At 63.0% G+C, this 15263-nt stretch carries 14 protein-coding genes and 1 pseudogene; 3 read left to right on the top strand and 12 right to left on the bottom strand.

The genetic code is table 11. From position 1 onward, the window contains the following. Nucleotides 1–151: pseudogene (locus NGM99_RS07910) on the top strand (xylose isomerase); the annotation flags it as partial. 135 nt (nucleotides 152–286) lie between these two features. Here NGM99_RS07910 and mce read toward each other — a convergent pair. From mce to NGM99_RS07890, 4 genes are read right to left on the bottom strand one after another with little or no spacing between them, the layout of a single operon-like run. Continuing rightward, nucleotides 287–703 (bottom strand): methylmalonyl-CoA epimerase, encoded by a 417-nt coding sequence (mce, locus tag NGM99_RS07905; protein WP_252817749.1) that lies wholly within the window; start codon nucleotides 701–703, stop codon nucleotides 287–289. Then, nucleotides 700–2859 (bottom strand): methylmalonyl-CoA mutase, encoded by a 2160-nt coding sequence (gene scpA / locus NGM99_RS07900; RefSeq protein ID WP_252817747.1) that lies wholly within the window; start codon nucleotides 2857–2859, stop codon nucleotides 700–702. The genes mce and scpA overlap by 4 nt, the downstream gene beginning before the upstream one ends. After that, the gene (locus NGM99_RS07895; protein WP_252817745.1) at nucleotides 2856–4856 is read right to left on the bottom strand and encodes an acetyl-CoA carboxylase biotin carboxylase subunit; all 2001 of its coding nucleotides are present in this window, start codon (nucleotides 4854–4856) and stop codon (nucleotides 2856–2858) included. Before NGM99_RS07895 ends, scpA begins: the two co-directional genes overlap by 4 nt. 22 nt (nucleotides 4857–4878) lie before the next feature. Next, nucleotides 4879–6411: an acyl-CoA carboxylase subunit beta gene (locus NGM99_RS07890; protein WP_252817742.1), complete on the bottom strand. Its 1533-nt coding sequence runs from the start codon at nucleotides 6409–6411 to the stop codon at nucleotides 4879–4881. A gap of 369 nt (nucleotides 6412–6780) precedes the next feature. Between NGM99_RS07890 and NGM99_RS07885 the strand changes: the two genes are divergently transcribed. Further along, entirely contained in the window at nucleotides 6781–7011 is a 231-nt protein-coding gene (locus tag NGM99_RS07885; protein ID WP_252817740.1) for a hypothetical protein, read from the top strand. 37 nt (nucleotides 7012–7048) lie between these two features. On the opposite strand, the gene NGM99_RS07880 is transcribed toward NGM99_RS07885, so the two are convergent. Together NGM99_RS07880 and NGM99_RS07875 are read right to left on the bottom strand one after the other, a co-directional pair. Next, nucleotides 7049–8377, bottom strand: a complete 1329-nt coding sequence (locus NGM99_RS07880; protein ID WP_252817738.1) for an ABC1 kinase family protein — start codon at nucleotides 8375–8377, stop codon at nucleotides 7049–7051. Between the two features lie 72 nt (nucleotides 8378–8449). Continuing rightward, nucleotides 8450–8677, bottom strand: coding sequence for a hypothetical protein (locus NGM99_RS07875; RefSeq protein ID WP_252817736.1), 228 nt, complete (start codon nucleotides 8675–8677; stop codon nucleotides 8450–8452). Between the two features lie 171 nt (nucleotides 8678–8848). On the opposite strand from NGM99_RS07875, the gene NGM99_RS07870 reads away from it, so the two are divergent. Continuing rightward, on the top strand, nucleotides 8849–9184 hold the full coding sequence (locus tag NGM99_RS07870) for a hypothetical protein (RefSeq protein ID WP_252817734.1): 336 nt from the start codon (nucleotides 8849–8851) through the stop codon (nucleotides 9182–9184). Between the two features lie 27 nt (nucleotides 9185–9211). Here NGM99_RS07870 and NGM99_RS07865 read toward each other — a convergent pair whose 3' ends face one another. From NGM99_RS07865 to NGM99_RS07840, 6 genes are all read right to left on the bottom strand, one after another. Further along, nucleotides 9212–9361 (bottom strand): hypothetical protein, encoded by a 150-nt coding sequence (locus NGM99_RS07865; protein ID WP_252817733.1) that lies wholly within the window; start codon nucleotides 9359–9361, stop codon nucleotides 9212–9214. A 325-nt stretch (nucleotides 9362–9686) separates the two neighbouring features. Beyond that, entirely contained in the window at nucleotides 9687–10616 is a 930-nt protein-coding gene (locus NGM99_RS07860; RefSeq protein ID WP_252817731.1) for a nucleoside hydrolase, read from the bottom strand. Then, nucleotides 10613–11632 (bottom strand): nucleoside hydrolase, encoded by a 1020-nt coding sequence (locus NGM99_RS07855; RefSeq protein WP_252817730.1) that lies wholly within the window; start codon nucleotides 11630–11632, stop codon nucleotides 10613–10615. The genes NGM99_RS07860 and NGM99_RS07855 overlap by 4 nt, the downstream gene beginning before the upstream one ends. Nucleotides 11633–11642: 10 nt before the next feature. Then, nucleotides 11643–12623, bottom strand: coding sequence for an ABC transporter permease (locus tag NGM99_RS07850; protein ID WP_252817728.1), 981 nt, complete (start codon nucleotides 12621–12623; stop codon nucleotides 11643–11645). Beyond that, nucleotides 12611–13651: an ABC transporter permease gene (locus NGM99_RS07845; RefSeq protein WP_252817726.1), complete on the bottom strand. Its 1041-nt coding sequence runs from the start codon at nucleotides 13649–13651 to the stop codon at nucleotides 12611–12613. The genes NGM99_RS07850 and NGM99_RS07845 overlap by 13 nt, the downstream gene beginning before the upstream one ends. Then, the gene (locus NGM99_RS07840) at nucleotides 13648–15210 is read right to left on the bottom strand and encodes an ABC transporter ATP-binding protein (RefSeq protein WP_252817724.1); all 1563 of its coding nucleotides are present in this window, start codon (nucleotides 15208–15210) and stop codon (nucleotides 13648–13650) included. Before NGM99_RS07840 ends, NGM99_RS07845 begins: the two co-directional genes overlap by 4 nt. Nucleotides 15211–15263: the final 53 nt, after the last annotated feature.

Genomic DNA, 15263 nt, shown 5'->3' with positions numbered 1-15263 from the left:
GGGCTGGGACCAGCCCGAAGCCCAGGCCATGCTGAAGGGCGAGCGAAGCCTCGAAGAGATCGCCGCCCGCGTCGAGCGCGAAGGCATCGACCCCCAGCCCAAATCAGGCAAACAGGAATGGCTGGAGAACGTCGTCAATCGATACGTGTGATTTGAGCCCGTCTCAGAAAAGGGAACGAGAGGAAGGATAGCGTCATGTCCCGCCCCGCAGCCAGCTGGTTGGACGTGAGGGCTGCTGGCCGCTTTATATCTGCCCACTCCTCCGGCGGCGGCATTTTGAGCGGGCTTATTCCGTGGACGCGACCTCTTCCAGTTCGATCAATGTGCCGAGCCCATCCTTGGGATGAAGGAAGAGCACTGGATTGCCGTGCGCGCCGATTTTCGGCTCGCCATCGCCCAGCACGCGCAAGCCTTGAGTCTTGAGCGTATCGCGCGCGACGATGATGTCTTCGACCTCGTAACAGACGTGGTGCATCCCGCCTGCCGGGTTGCGTTCGAGAAAGCTCGCGATGGGTGAGATTTCGCCCAAGGCCGCAAGCAGTTCGACCTTGGTGTTGGGCAGTTCCACGAACACCACCGTCACCCCATGCTCGGGCAGGTTTTGGGGCTCGGAGACAGACGCCCCGAAACTGTCGCGGTAAAGCGCTGTTGCCGCATCGAGATCGGGCACGGCGATGGCGAGGTGGTTGAGCCGCCCAATCATGCCGCGGGCTCGTTTCGGCGGCGGCCTTCCACCAGATCAAGCACGGTCTGGGCCGCGTCGAGTACGTTGGTGCCCGGACCGAACACGGCCGCTATGCCTGCTGCGCGCAGGAAATCATAGTCCCGGCGCGGGATCACGCCGCCGCAGACCACAATCACATCATCCGCCCCGCGCGCTTTGAGCCGCTCGACCAGTTGCGGCAGAAGCGTCTTGTGGCCGGCGGCGAGCGAGGACACGCCGACCACATGCACCTTCTCGGCCAGCGCCAGATCCACCGCCTCGTCGGGCGTCTGGAACAAGGGACCAGCCACCACGTCGAAGCCAAGATCACCGAAGGCGGATGCGATCACATGCGCGCCCCGGTCGTGACCGTCCTGACCGAGCTTGGCGACGAGAATGCGGGGCGTGCCCTGCGGGCGCGTTTTAAGCCCCGCCACACGCGCCTTCAGCGTCTCGTATTCGGGCTCCCCTGCATAAGCCACGCCGTAAACGTCGCGCACCACGTCTGCTTTCGCAGCATGATCACCGAAGGCTTCGCGCAGCGTGTCCGAAATCTCGCCGACCGTGGCGCGCGCGCGAGCCGCTTCCACGGCGGCTTCAAGCAAGTTGCCCTCGCCGGTGCGCGCGACCTCGCCTAACCTTGCAAGCGTTTGCGCTACGCGCTCCGGATCGCGTTGGCGGCGCACGCGTTCGAGCCGGGCGATCTGACTCTCGCGCACCGCAGTGTTGTCGATCTCGAGCGTATCGATCGGCGCTTCTTCTTCGAGCCTGTGGCGGTTGACGCCGACGATCACCGCGTCGCCACGATCCACGGCCGCCTGCCGGCGCGTCGCGGCTTCCTCGATCAAACGCTTGGGGTATCCGCTCGCGACCGCTGCCGTCATGCCGCCGCGGCCCTCGACATCCTCGATCAGCGCCCAGGCCTTCTCGGCCAGTTCCGCCGTCAGGCTCTCGACATAGTAGGAGCCCGCAAGCGGATCGACGGTCTTCGTCACCCCCGTCTCGTGCTGCAGGATCAACTGCGTATTGCGCGCGATGCGAGCGGAAAAGTCGGTCGGCAGCGCAATCGCCTCGTCGAATGAATTCGTATGCAGGGACTGCGTGCCGCCCAGCACCGCAGCCAGCGCCTCGTAAGCCGTGCGCACGATATTGTTGTAGGGATCCTGCTCGGCCAACGACACGCCCGATGTCTGGCAATGCGTGCGCAGCATCAGCGACGAGGCCTTCTTGGGCGCGAACTCTTCCATGATGCGCGACCAGAGCAGGCGTGCCGCGCGCAGTTTCGCTGCTTCCATGAAGAAGTTCATGCCGATCGCGAAGAAAAACGAAAGCCGGCCCGCGAAGGCATCCACATCGAGCCCGCGCTTGAGCGCCGCGCGCACATATTCACGCCCGTCGGCGAGGGTGAAGGCGAGTTCCTGTACGAGCGTCGCGCCCGCTTCCTGCATGTGGTAGCCGGAAATCGAAATCGAGTTGAAGCGCGGCATCTCGCTGGCCGTATAGGCGATGATGTCGGCCACGATGCGCATCGAGGGCTCGGGCGGGTAGATATAGGTGTTACGCACCATGAACTCTTTCAGCACGTCGTTCTGGATCGTGCCCGAAAGCTCTGCGCCCGAGACACCCTGCTCTTCGCCTGCCACGATGAAGGCGGCCAGAACCGGGATCACCGCTCCGTTCATGGTCATCGAAACGGACACTTCGCCGAGCGGAATTCCGTCGAAGAGGATCTTCATGTCCTCGACGGAATCGATCGCGACGCCCGCCTTACCGACATCGCCTTCCACGCGCGGGTGGTCCGAATCGTAGCCGCGATGGGTGGCGAGGTCGAAGGCTACAGACACGCCCTGCTGGCCCGCGGCCAATCCGCGGCGGTAAAAGGCGTTGGATTCTTCGGCCGTCGAGAAACCGGCATACTGCCGGATCGTCCAGGGCCGCCCGGCATACATCGTGGCGCGCGGGCCCCGTGTGAACGGCGCCAGGCCCGGCAGCGAGCCGAGATGGGGAAGGCCCTGGAGATCGGCCTCGGTATAGAGCGGCTTGACGTTGATGCCCTCGGGCGTTTCCCATGTGAGCGTATCCGCATCACGCTTGATCTCGCGTTCGGCGAGCTTGCGCCAGTCATCCAATCTTTTCGGTTCCTCGCGCCCGGTCATGCGAATTCCAGGATCAGTTGATCGACGGCCAGGCTCTCGCCCGGTGTGGCTGCCACGCGTTTGACGGTGCCGGCGCGCTCGGCGCGAAGCGTGTTCTCCATCTTCATCGCTTCTATCGTGGCCAGCGCCTGACCGGCTTCGACCCTCTCGCCTTCCGCTACGTTCAGGCCCGTCAGTATGCCGGGCATGGGGCAAAGCAGCAAACGCGAGGTATCGGGCGGCTGCTTCACCGGCATCAGCTTGGCGAGGGCCGCCACATGCGGCTCGCGCACGCGCACCAGAACGTCCATGCCGCGATGGCGCAGGCGAATGCCGTTGCCGGGCAGATCGACCTTGAACCCGAGCGGTGTGCCGTCGAGAACAAACCGTGCCTCACGCTGGCCCGGTTGCCAGTCGCTCGCAAGGGTGACGGTTTCGCCCTTCTCGAATGCGACGGTCAGCGCATCGTTCTTCTCTTGGATGTCGAGCCCAAAGGCGTGGTCGCCGAGTTTCGCCACCCACGCCCTGCCGATCACCCGCGCATGGTTGGACACCGTGCCCGAGATGCGCGAGGCGCGAAGCTGCAGGCGGTGATTGACCAGCGCGGCGACACTTGCGAGCGCCCGTGCGGCGTGCTCGTCTGGCGCCACACCCTTGAAACCTTCGGGGAACTCTTCGGCGATGAAGCCGGTGGTCAGCCGGCCCTCGCGAAAGCGGGGGCGATCCATGACGGCGGACAGGAATGGCAGGTTGTGGCCGATGCCCTCCACTGCGAAGCCGTCCAGCGCGTCCGCCATGGCGTCGATCGCCTCGATCCGCGATCCCGCGTGGGTGCAGAGCTTGGCGATCATGGGATCGTAGAACACCGAAATCTCGCCGCCCTCGAACACGCCCGTGTCGTTGCGCACGGTGACCCCATCCACCACCCCCTGTGCAGGCGGGCGGTATCGCGAGAGCCGTCCGGTCGAGGGCAGGAAGCCGCGATAGGGATCCTCCGCATAAAGCCGGCTTTCGATCGCCCAACCCTTGAGCCGCACATCCTCCTGGCCCAGGCGTAATGTCTCACCCTGCGCCACGCGGATCATCTCTTCCACGAGGTCGAGGCCTGTCACCAGTTCCGTGACGGGATGCTCGACCTGAAGCCGCGTGTTCATCTCGAGGAAGTAGAAATTCCTCCCGCCGTCCATGATGAATTCCACCGTGCCGGCGGAATGGTAACCCACGGCTTGAGCAAGTTGCACGGCCTGCGCGCCCATCGCAGCCCGAGTGACATCGTCGAGGAAAGGCGAGGGCGCTTCCTCGATCACCTTCTGGTTGCGCCGCTGGATCGAGCATTCCCGCTCGCCGAGATGGATCGTGTTGCCGTGTTTGTCGCCGAGCACCTGGATCTCGATATGGCGCGGCTGGGTAACGAACTTCTCGATGAAGATGCGCTCATCACCAAAGGAGGCGCGCGCTTCGTTGCGCGAGGCCGAAAACCCTTCGTGGGCCTCGGTCGCGTTCCAAGCAATCCGCATGCCCTTGCCGCCACCGCCCGCGGATGCCTTAATCATCACGGGATAGCCGATCTCTTCTGCGATGCGCACGGCTTCGTCCGCATCCTCGATCAGCCCCATATGGCCTGGCACGGTCGAGACACCCGCTTCAGCCGCGAGCTTCTTCGATGTGATCTTGTCGCCCATCGCGCGAATTGCAGAGGCCGGCGGCCCAATGAAGGTAACGCCTGCTTCCTCCAGTGCTTCTGCGAACACCGCGTTCTCCGACAGGAACCCATAGCCTGGATGCACCGCATCGGCACCCGTCTGACGGATGGCGTCGAGGATCGCCTCGATCGAAAGGTAGGACTGCGCGGAAGGAGCCGGGCCGATGCGGACCGCTTCATCCGCCTCGCGCACATGCAGCGCGTCGCGGTCCGCGTCCGAATAGATTGCCACCGTCGCGAGGTCCAACCGCTTCGCCGTGCGGATCACGCGGCATGCGATCTCGCCGCGATTGGCGATGAGGATTTTTCGGATCATGCCACTCTTCTCAAACCGGGCCTCACAGCGGGATCGTATCATGTTTGCGCCAGAGCTGTTCCTTGCGCTTGTTGCGCAGGCCCGCAAAAGCACGCGCGATGCGGCGACGCGAGGAATGCGGCATGATCACCTCGTCGATGAAGCCGCGCTCGGCGGCGACGAACGGGTTGGCGAAGCGCCCTTCATACTCTTTCGTGCGGGCGGCAATCCTGTCCGGGTCGCCCAGTTCCGAGCGATACAGGATCTCGGCGGCACCCTTGGCGCCCATCACGGCGATCTCGGCGCTCGGCCAGGCATAGTTGATGTCGGCGCCGATATGCTTCGAGGCCATCACGTCATAGGCACCGCCATAGGCCTTGCGCGTGATCAGCGTGACCATCGGCACGGTGGCCTGGGCGTAGGCGAACAGGAGCTTCGCGCCGTGCTTGATGACGCCGCCATATTCCTGTGCCGTGCCCGGCAGGAAGCCCGGCACGTCGACAAGCGTCAGGATGGGAATGGAGAACGCGTCGCAGAAGCGCACGAACTTGGCCGCTTTGCGCGAAGCGTCGATGTCGAGGCAACCGGCGAGCACGGTCGGCTGGTTGGCGACCACACCTACCGTTTGCCCTTCGAGCCGAATGAAGCCGGTGATGATGTTCTTGGCGAATGCCGCTTGGAGCTCGAAGAATTCGCCCTCGTCGGCAAGCGCAGTCACCAGTTCCTTCATGTCGTAGGGCTTGGTGGGGCTGTCGGGGACCAGCGTGTCGAGCCGCATCTCGATGCGCGCGGGATCGTCGAAGACGGGCCAGACGGGTGGCTTCTCGCGGTTGTTGAGCGGCAGAAAGTCGAACAGCGCCCGCACTGCCTCGAGCGTTTCGATGTCGTTCTCGTAGGCCCCGTCGGCCACCGAGGATCGTTGCGTATGCGTTTGCGCGCCGCCCAGCTCCTCGGCCGAGACGATCTCGTTGGTGACGGTCTTCACCACGTCAGGGCCGGTCACGAACATGTAGGATGAATCGCGCACCATGAAGATGAAGTCGGTCATCGCCGGCGAATAGACGGCACCGCCCGCGCAAGGGCCCATGATCACCGAAATCTGCGGAATGACGCCGGAAGCCTCAGCATTGCGGCGGAACACTTCAGCATAGCCGGCGAGTGATGCGACGCCTTCCTGAATGCGTGCCCCGCCGGAATCGTTGAGCCCGATCACCGGTGCTCCGTTACGCACCGCCATGTCCATGACCTTACAGATCTTCTGCGCATGGGTCTCGGACAGCGAGCCGCCGAGCACGGTGAAGTCCTGAGAGAAGACGTAGACCTGTCGCCCGTTGATCGTGCCCCAGCCCGTCACCACGCCATCGCCCGCGACCTTGTTGGTGGCCATGCCGAAATCCACCGCCCGGTGGGTCACATACATGTCCCACTCCTCGAAGGAGCCGGGATCGAGCAGAACGTCGAGCCGTTCGCGTGCCGTCAGCTTTCCCTTCGCATGCTGGGCCGCGATGCGCGCGGCCCCACCGCCCAAGCGAGCCTCCGCGCGGCGTTCTTCGAGTTGGGAAAGAACGCCTTGCATCAGAAAATGTCCTTGAGGATGCGGGGCCTTTCCAGAACGGAAAAGCTGGTCTTGGCTGGAAGTGCCTCGACCATATCGCTGCACGAAACAGAATAAAACCCGGCTCTGTGAAGAGGTGTCACGACGTTTGCCACAGGTCCCGACCGGGGACGCATAGTTCACTACTTCGCCGCATCTGCCTGCAGGATGCCTCTCGGCTTGGTGCAGGCCCGGGATCCCGCAATCGGGGGCATGCCATGCGAAGGTGACTGCTCGACAGGATCGCCTTTGATCGAGTACCAGCCTGCTCATCGTCTTTCGCCATCCTGTTCGTGCGGCCGACAGGGCCAATGCCTGTCTGCCGGACGAAGAAGCAGAGGAAAAACACCTGTGAGCCAACCGACTGTCGCCGAGATCACCGATACCATCTACGCTTCGCTGCAGGCGAACAATGAGGACCTCAACACGCATATCGCGACACTCAAGGCAGCCTTGGCGCGTGAGGGAAAGAAGGAGGCCGAATTCGATCCGGCCAAGCTCGCGCAGAACAATCGCCAGGGCCGCAAGCTGATGCAGGCCTATTTCCGGCAACGCGGCGTGAGCGTGAAATTCTCAGCCTGAGAGACGCTGGCGCAGCATCGTCAGGCGGGGCGCCGCGTTACCGATCGGCATAGTCCTGCAGCATTTGCGCCAAAGGCACGCGGGCCTTGAGCCGGGTGGCCAGCAAAAACAGGCCGCCGAGCTTTCGCTGAAGAAACAGCACGTCGGCCGGCGGCGCGCGGAGCGCGTCTCGCCTCTCGGTCAAGGCGCGCCCCTGATTTTCCAGCTTTTCGACGAGGCTACTGTCGGCGAAGTCGAACGGATCCGCGCTGCGGATCGCTTGAAAGATCGTGTCCACCATGACCAGAACGGAGACCTCGAAAATGCGGGGATGGCCGTTTTCGAGAATGCCGATATCGAGCATGGCCTGTTTGGCCGCCGTCCTGTCGCCTTCGAGCCCGGCCTGAAGCAACCGCTTGAACCTCGCCACGAGCTCCGGCGCGAAAGCGCGGCTGGCGCCGAAATCGAGCAGGACGATGCGACCGCTTTCGGGCTGGAAACGGTAATTGGCGAAGTTCGGATCGGTCTGCATCAGGCCGAACTCGAAAAGCTCGCGGAGGAACAGCTCGATCAGCTTCGCTGCCACGCGGTCGCACGTGGCTTGCGAGGCGTTGTCGAGCGTTTCGATCGGCACGCTGTCCACGAACTGCATGGCAAGCACAGTGTCCGTCGAGAATTCCGGCACGAGCGCAGGAACGACGAACGCGTCGTCGCTGCCGAGAAGCGCCGCAAAGCTCTGCAGGTATCGCGCCTCACTGCGGTAGTCGGCTTCCTCGCGCAGCTGCCGCTTGGCTTCCGCCAGCAGCGGTCTGGTGTCGATGCCTGAGGGAACGAGGCCAGTCAGTCGCAGAAGCGTGCCGACATTGTCGACATCGCTTTCGATGCTCTCACGCACGCCGGGATACTGGACCTTGATCGCAAGCACGCGGCCATCATGCGTTTTTGCCCGATGAACCTCTCCGATCGAGGCGGCGGCCATCGGCTCGAAGTGGAATTCCGCCAGCTGCTCGTGCCAGCCTGCGCCCCAATTGGCGTCGAGCACGGCCCGAAGCTGCGCTTCGGGCATGGGTTCGGCCGCATTCCGCAGGCGCGCCATGATAGCTGCCAGCTCGGGCGGCAGCGAGCGGCCCGCATCCATCGACACCAGCTGGCCGAGTTTCATGGCCGCCCCACGCAGCCGCGCGAGCTCGTCGGTCACACGGGTGATGTTGGCAGGCGTCAGCAGCAGGTCGGACAGGGCAGGGGCTTGCCCCCGCAAAAGGCGTCCGGTGCCTTGAACCAGCATGTTGCCCGAAACACCCGCAGCCGCCGAGCCGATCCGGGCAAGGCGCGCAAGCCGGCTTTGAGGCACCAGCCTGCCACCGGGCGGCGGGGAGCGAAATGCCATGATCGCGCCCCTACCGGTCCGCCGCGCAAGGGCCGGTTTCCAGCCTTTTGCGCTGTGAGGCGAATGCGGATGTCACGCAGTGCCTTGGCGACGGGCGCCGTCGAGCATTTTCCTTGCGATTTCCCGCACCGCTTCGTCGTCCTTGGTGCGGTCTTGAGCCGGATCGCCCAGATGGTCGAGGCTTTTTTCGAGGAAGTCGACCAATCCGGGCTCACGCGCTTCCACATATTCGATTAGCTTGAACAGAAGGTGCTCCACGGCAATCTCGCGGCGGCGCGTCTGGGTCAGGGTGTCGCTCATCGTTTAGCTTTCTCTTGATTGGGACGAGGCAAACGCTTGCGATGGCCGATGGTGGCAAGGATGACAGGAATGTTTTCGGGGCGGCTTGGGCACTGATCGGATAGGGCCACATCGCCTGCATTCTTATTTTCTCCACTTGGCCGTGGTGAACGCTCCCCACGTGGAGAGATGATGGTGCGATTTTCAACAGGTCTCAGTCTTGCCGTTCTGGTTGCACTCTCCAGCTGCGCGATGCCGCCAGCGAGCATCAAGCCGATCGCGGCCGACGATCGTGCCTATGCCAGGCTGAGCTGCGAGGAACTGCGAACCGAGCGCGATCAAATCTCGGCCGATCTCGATTCCATTTCCAACCGCCAAACCAATCGAATGATGGGGGATGCTGTGAGCACGATGGTGGTCGGCGTACCGGTTTCGAAGGTTCTGGGCGAGGACCTCTCAGCGCAGATCGCCGTCAACAAGGGCAAGGTGATCGCGATGGACAAGGCGATCCAGCAGCGAGGCTGTTGAGATTTATGTCACCGCGTCACCCAGCCATCAGTTGTCGTCGGCTTGGCCGATGCCGTCGTTGGCAGTCACGCGGTTGACGGTGGCGTTGCGATAGTCGCCACCGCTGCTCTGACAGGCGGAAAGGCCGAGGGCTGCGAGCAGGACCGATGCTGCGGCGAGGCGGGAAAACAAGTGCATGGGAATACCCTGTACATGGAAAGCGTTCGGGGTAACCGGTGCGGGCCAATGGCGATGCATCGCGCCGCTGTCACTTGCGAGTGATGCCTTACGCTGCATGTCGGATCTGTGGACTAGATCGTCCTTGTCACCGCGAATGCCACAAGGGCGCGATTTATCCGATGATGAAGAAGCCAAGCCCTGCTGACTGAAACGCAAGTTTGGTTTCTTCTGGCATCCTCAACTACTCTCGAGGCGTGGGTTCAACCTACCCATTACAGTCCTATCAGCAATGTAAATCGAGCAATTCCACTTCGACGTTTTTAATGACTGCCTTCTAACCTGCTTACTTGCGCAATAGATCGAACATTAATTTGAAAAAACGTTCCGCGTTGACCTCATAGGCGATCCGAGCGTTGTCCTTCTCGCCGCGCTCGCCCCAATAGTCTGCCACCGTGGCGCCAAAGGTATAGGAGCCGGAGAGATCGACGCCGATATGGGCGGGACGTGTCTTGACCAGTGTCGGATCGATCACGAGAGCCAGTGCGAGCGGGTCGTGCATCGCGCCGCCCACGCCCATCGAATTGCGGTGAAGCTTTTCGTAGAAAAGAAGCCAATCATGAACAAGCTTGCCTAAGGGCGTGTCTATGGTGGCGAGCTCGTCATATTGTGGTTTTTCGATCAAAACCTGCATGGTCACGTCGAGACCGACCATCAGAATGTCGATGCCGCTATCGAGTACGATCTTGAGCGCTTCCGGGTCGCAGAAGGCGTTGAACTCGGTGGGGGTGATGATCTCGCTCTTGCGGAAGAACACGCCGCCCATCCAGATCAGCTGCTTGATCTTGGAAAGCACATCCGGGTGCTTGAGGATCATCAGCCCGATATTGCAGAGTGGGCCGGTTGCGACCACGGTCAACGGTTCGGCGCTCGCGCGTAGTTTGTCCGCGAGAAAATCGACCGCGTGTTGCTCCACCGGCTTGATCGTCGCTTCCGGCAGATAGGGGGAACCATCGAGGCCGCTAGGACCGTCGGCTGTACCGAGCACCAGAGGCCGCGCGAGCGGGCGTACGCAGCCTGCGGCGACCGGCACATTGCTCGCGCCCAGATATTCGAGGATGCGCAGCGCGTTTGAGGTCGTTTTCTCAAGTTCGGCATTGCCGCAGGTGGTTGTCACGCCGAGAAGTTCGACGGCAGGCGAGCGATGCGCCATGACGAGCGCGATGGCGTCGTCGTGGCCGGGATCGCAGTCGAAAAGGATCGGTGTAGCGGTCATGCTCGGTCCCCGCGCTCGTAAAGCGCCATCGTGTCCTTGAAGATTTGGAGAAAGCGCTTGCCGTCGAGGCCCTCGCCGATCCGCGTGGTTTCGGGGCCGCCGCCGGGCAGAAGCTGGCGTCCGCGATAGGCAACCGTCTGGCCACGGGCCACGCCCTTCTCAATCACCACATCGGCGAAAAGCGGCTTTGTGGTCGTCACGAGGTCGGGCGCAAATGCGAGTGCGACCGTGATGACGTCATCCATGGGAAATCCTACGAGATCGAAGAACTCGCGCCAGATGTCGACATAGATCGGAAAAATATCGGCGATCATCGCGACCACCGGATTCTGTATTGCGACCGCCTGCAAATCGGCGATGTCGTCGCGGGTCAGCATGGAACTGGCGACGCGGTTGTCCTCGCAGATGTCGAGCGGCACGAGGATTTTCGGGACTTCGGCATTGAGCACAATGCGCGCGGCTTCGGGGTCGGCCCAGATATTGTATTCGGACAGCGGCGTGATGTTGCCGGGCGTCGCGAAGTTGCCACCGAGCACCAACATCTGCTTGAGCGCGCCCACAAGTCTCGGCTCCTGCAGGAGGGCCATCGCGGCGTTGGTGGTTGGGCCCGTCGTGACGAGCGTGATTTCGCCCGGGTTGTCCAGCACCGTCTTGATGATGAAATCCACCGCATGGCCGGGCGTGGGCGCTCGCTTCGGCGTGGGGGCGGGCGGGTTGAATTTCTTCAGGCGGTCGCCGAAGCGCGCGGACAGGCGCTTCTCGAAATGCACGGGCGCTTGCATGTCGGCTTTGGAATTGCCGACGATCGGGCGCCATGCGCCGGCATGCACGGGGATATCGTCTCGGCCTGCCAGCGAAAGCGTGTTGAGGACGACGGCCGTCACCTGCTCGATGGGACCTGCGGCACCAGTGACAGTGGTGACCCCTTCGAGCTTGATGTTGGGATTGGCGGCGGCGAACAGGACGGCGAGGATATCGTCGCCGGCCGAATCCACGTCGAGAATGATGCGTTGCATGAAGGCTCGTTTATGAGGGTCTGGTGGTATCGGAAGGGGTTTCGGCGCGTAGGAAGCGGCGCATGCTTTCCGCTGTTTCACGGATGAGCTTGGGACGCGCGCGGTAGGACAGCGCGAAAAGTGCGGTGAGTGCCACGAGATAAGGCACTGCGAGGATCAGGTAGGACGGATAGCCGAAGGTCTGCAGGCGAAGGGAAAAGGCGTCCGCGAAACCGAACAGCAGGCAGCCCGCAAGTACGCGCAACGGATCGCCGTTGGAGAAGATCAGGATGGCGACAGCCATGAAACCGCGGCCTGACGACATGTTCTCGGTGAACATTGTGATGTAGCCCAGCGACAGGTGTGCGCCGGCAAGACCCGCGAAAAGGCCGCACAGCAGTGACGCCGTGTAGCGCACGCGGGTGATCGAGATGCCGAGCGCTTCGGCCGCTTCCGGCTTCTCGCCAACCACGCGGATATGCAGGCCGAGCCGCGTGCGGCGATAGAAGAGAACGAAGAGCGGCACGGCAACGAAGGCGAGATATACCATCGGCGTGTAGCCCGAAATCAGTTGGGCATAGGGCCCGAGGACGTCACGGGCATAAGGGATCTGCACCTTGGGCAATCCGACGATGCCGCGCCCGACGATCGACCCACGCGTGCCGAACACGGCTTTCATGAGAGAAATGGTCATGCCGCCTGCCAAGATGTTGAGGGCGAGACCCACCACCACCTCGTTTGCGCGGAACGACACGACGAGAAGCGCGAAGATCAGCGCAAAGACGAGGGCCGCCGCCACGCCGCACAGCACCCCACCCCAGGCGGAGCCGGTCCAAATCGAGCCGAGCACGGCAAAGAAGGCGCCGATCAGCATCTGGCCCTCGAGCCCTATATTGAAGATGCCGGCCTTGGTGGTGAAAGAGCCGCCCAGCGCCACGAGCAGGATAGGAGCGGTGGTGCGCAGCATGGCAACCAGAAGCGCCACGTTGAAGAGGCTGGTCAGAACTTCCATCGACGTTCTCCCGCCTGCGCGTCGCCCCGGCGGCGCAACAGCACCTGCGCGGACACGCTGAGGATAATCAGCGCCTGGATCACCGTGATGATCTCGCGCGAAGCGTTGGTGTCGGTTTCGAGCAGAAGTGAGCCTGACCGCAACGCACCGAAGAACAGTGCGGTCGCGATTGTTGCGATTGGCGAGCCGTTGGCGAGAAGGGCTGCGATCAGTCCGTCGAAACCAAATCCGGGCGCGAAACCTTCCATGAAGCGGTGATGGACGCCGAGCGTTTCGACGCCGCCCGCGAGCCCGCCGACTGCGCCGGATACGATGAGCACCCAGAACCCGCGCTTCTTCACGTCCACACCGCCATATTCGGCAAATTTTGGCGCCGAACCCGTCATCGAGACGGCATAGCCGCCCGGCGTGTTGCGAAAGTACCAGGCAGCGGCGAAGGCCAATATCAGCCCAATCACGAGACCCCAGTTGAGACGCGAGAAGCTGAACAGTTCGGGCAGGTAGGCCGAAGACAGGATCGGCGGCGTTTCGGACCATCCGCCGGGCCGCTTGAACAGGAAGATGGTGAAATAGGAGGTGAGCAGCACCGCCACATAGTTGGACAGGATCGTGGACACGACCTCATTGGTGTTGAAGCGTACGCGGAACCAGGCAGGGATGGCGATCCAAGCTGCACCAGCAAGGATCGCGGCGACGAGAGCTACCAGCACGTGAAGACCCGGCGGCAGGGCGAAGGCGAAACCGACCAGGGCCGCCGCGAAACCACCCAAGAAAAGCTGGCCCTCGACTCCCACATTGAACATGCCGCCGCGCAAGGCGATGCAGGCGGCGATGCCGCTGATCAGGATCGGTGTGGTTTGCAGAAGCGTACCGGCGACGCGGTTGATGTCGCCGAAGGCGCCGCGCAGAAGCGTGGTGAAAACGCGGATCGGGCTCTCATCCACGAGCAGGATGACGACCGAGCCGAGCGCGAGCGCGAACAGAACCGCGATGAGCTGGCCGGCAAAGGCGCGCATGCGAGTGCTCATGCCGCGGCCTCCACCTGGGACTGCGCGACGCCGGCCATCATCAGGCCGATCTGGTCCTCATCCGCTTCCTCACCATCGACGCTTCCCATGAGGCGACCGTTGAACATCACGAGGATGCGGTCGGCGAGCTTCATCAGTTCGTCGAGCTGCACAGAGATGAGAAGGATCGCGATGCCTTTCTCGCGTTGCCGCATGATCTCGTCGTGGATGGCCTCCTGCGCGCCGATATCGACGCCGCGCGTGGGCTGATCGATCAAGAGGAAAGGGGCATCGTTGGTGAATTCTCGGGCGAGCACGACCTTCTGAATGTTGCCGCCCGACAACCGTTTGACCGTATCGGCGGGACCGCGTGCCCGGATGTCGAAGCGTTCAATCATGCGGGTGGCTTCCACGTCCGCAGCTTTCCAGTCGAGCAGCCAGCCTTTCCGCCATGGCGCGCGGAATTGGCGCCCCATCACGAGGTTGGATGCGATGGAGGCGTTTCCATCGACGCCACGCACCATGCGATCGCCCGGCACATGGGCGAGCCCGGCGTTCCTGATGCTGGCAGGCGAAAGCGCGAGGATGTCGCGGGCGCCGAGCGTTGCCGCTCCATGGCTGGCCGGGCGCAGGCCGGCGATAACTTCCGCGAGTTCCGTTTGGCCGTTGCCGGCCACACCCGCAATGCCCACGATCTCACCGGCACGGACATCGAAGGAAACGTCGCGCAGGGCGGGGTGCCTGCGGTCGTCGCGTGCCCAAAGATCACGAACCGACAGCACGGTCGCTCCCTGGGTAGCGGGTCGGGCAGGGCGGGCGAAGCTCACTTCGCGGTCCACCATCAGGCGCACCATTTCGGATTTGGAGAGCTCACTCGTGGGCCTCGTCGCCACGGCCTTGCCCCGGCGCAGAACCGTGACGGTGTCGGATACTTCTATCACCTCTTCCAGATGATGGGAGATGAAGATCACGGTCATGCCGTCATTCGCGAAGCCGCGCAGCGTGGCGAAGAGCTCGCGGCTTTCCTGCGGGGTCAGCACCGCCGTAGGCTCGTCGAGGATCACGGTTCTCGCGCCTCGCACGAGCACTTTCAGGATTTCGATGCGCTGCTCGATACCCACCGACAAGAGCCCGACCCGCTCGGTGGGATCGACGGCGAGCCCGAAGCGGCGCGACAGCTCGCGCGTCCTGTCTTCCTGCTTCTTGTGGTCGATCAGCCCGCGCGTGCGGATTTCCATGCCGAGAAAGACGTTTTCAGCGACCGAAAGCGAGGGCACCAGCTTGAAGTGCTGGTGCACCATGCCGAGCCCCTGCGCGATGGCGACCGAAGGGTCGGCCATCACCACAGGCTTGCCGTCGACCCTTATCTCGCCTTCGTCGGGCTGAAGCAGGCCGAACAGCACATTCATCAGCGTCGTCTTGCCAGCACCGTTCTCGCCGATGATGGCATGGATCGAGCCGCGGCGAACGCGCAGATCGATGCCGTCATTGGCAGTGAAGGTGCCGAAGCGCTTCGTGATGCCGACGAGTTCGATGGCGTAAGGCGGCACGGCAGCGGCTGGCGTCGAGGCGGAGTCCAAATGTCATGCCCTCGAAAATGTCGGGAAAAGGGCTCGTGCCGCGCGGGAGCGTG

It is taken from the genome of Mesorhizobium liriopis (assembly GCF_024053505.1).
GTDB lineage: Bacteria > Pseudomonadota > Alphaproteobacteria > Rhizobiales > Rhizobiaceae > Mesorhizobium_B > Mesorhizobium_B liriopis.
Note: the sequence above shows the minus strand (reverse complement) of the source record. Positions and strands in the feature narration are given on the sequence as shown.

Coding starts and splice junctions, on each gene's coding strand:
- scpA (WP_252817747.1), bottom strand. CDS start 2,859: ATGACCGGGCGCGAGGAACCGAAAAGATTGGATGACTGGCGCAAGCTC.
- NGM99_RS07880 (WP_252817738.1), bottom strand. CDS start 8,377: ATGGCATTTCGCTCCCCGCCGCCCGGTGGCAGGCTGGTGCCTCAAAGC.
- NGM99_RS07855 (WP_252817730.1), bottom strand. CDS start 11,632: ATGCAACGCATCATTCTCGACGTGGATTCGGCCGGCGACGATATCCTC.
- NGM99_RS07850 (WP_252817728.1), bottom strand. CDS start 12,623: ATGGAAGTTCTGACCAGCCTCTTCAACGTGGCGCTTCTGGTTGCCATG.
- NGM99_RS07890 (WP_252817742.1), bottom strand. CDS start 6,411: ATGCAAGGCGTTCTTTCCCAACTCGAAGAACGCCGCGCGGAGGCTCGC.
- NGM99_RS07865 (WP_252817733.1), bottom strand. CDS start 9,361: ATGCACTTGTTTTCCCGCCTCGCCGCAGCATCGGTCCTGCTCGCAGCC.
- NGM99_RS07845 (WP_252817726.1), bottom strand. CDS start 13,651: ATGAGCACTCGCATGCGCGCCTTTGCCGGCCAGCTCATCGCGGTTCTG.
- mce (WP_252817749.1), bottom strand. CDS start 703: ATGATTGGGCGGCTCAACCACCTCGCCATCGCCGTGCCCGATCTCGAT.
- NGM99_RS07860 (WP_252817731.1), bottom strand. CDS start 10,616: ATGACCGCTACACCGATCCTTTTCGACTGCGATCCCGGCCACGACGAC.
- NGM99_RS07870 (WP_252817734.1), top strand. CDS start 8,849: ATGGTGCGATTTTCAACAGGTCTCAGTCTTGCCGTTCTGGTTGCACTC.
- NGM99_RS07875 (WP_252817736.1), bottom strand. CDS start 8,677: ATGAGCGACACCCTGACCCAGACGCGCCGCCGCGAGATTGCCGTGGAG.
- NGM99_RS07895 (WP_252817745.1), bottom strand. CDS start 4,856: ATGATCCGAAAAATCCTCATCGCCAATCGCGGCGAGATCGCATGCCGC.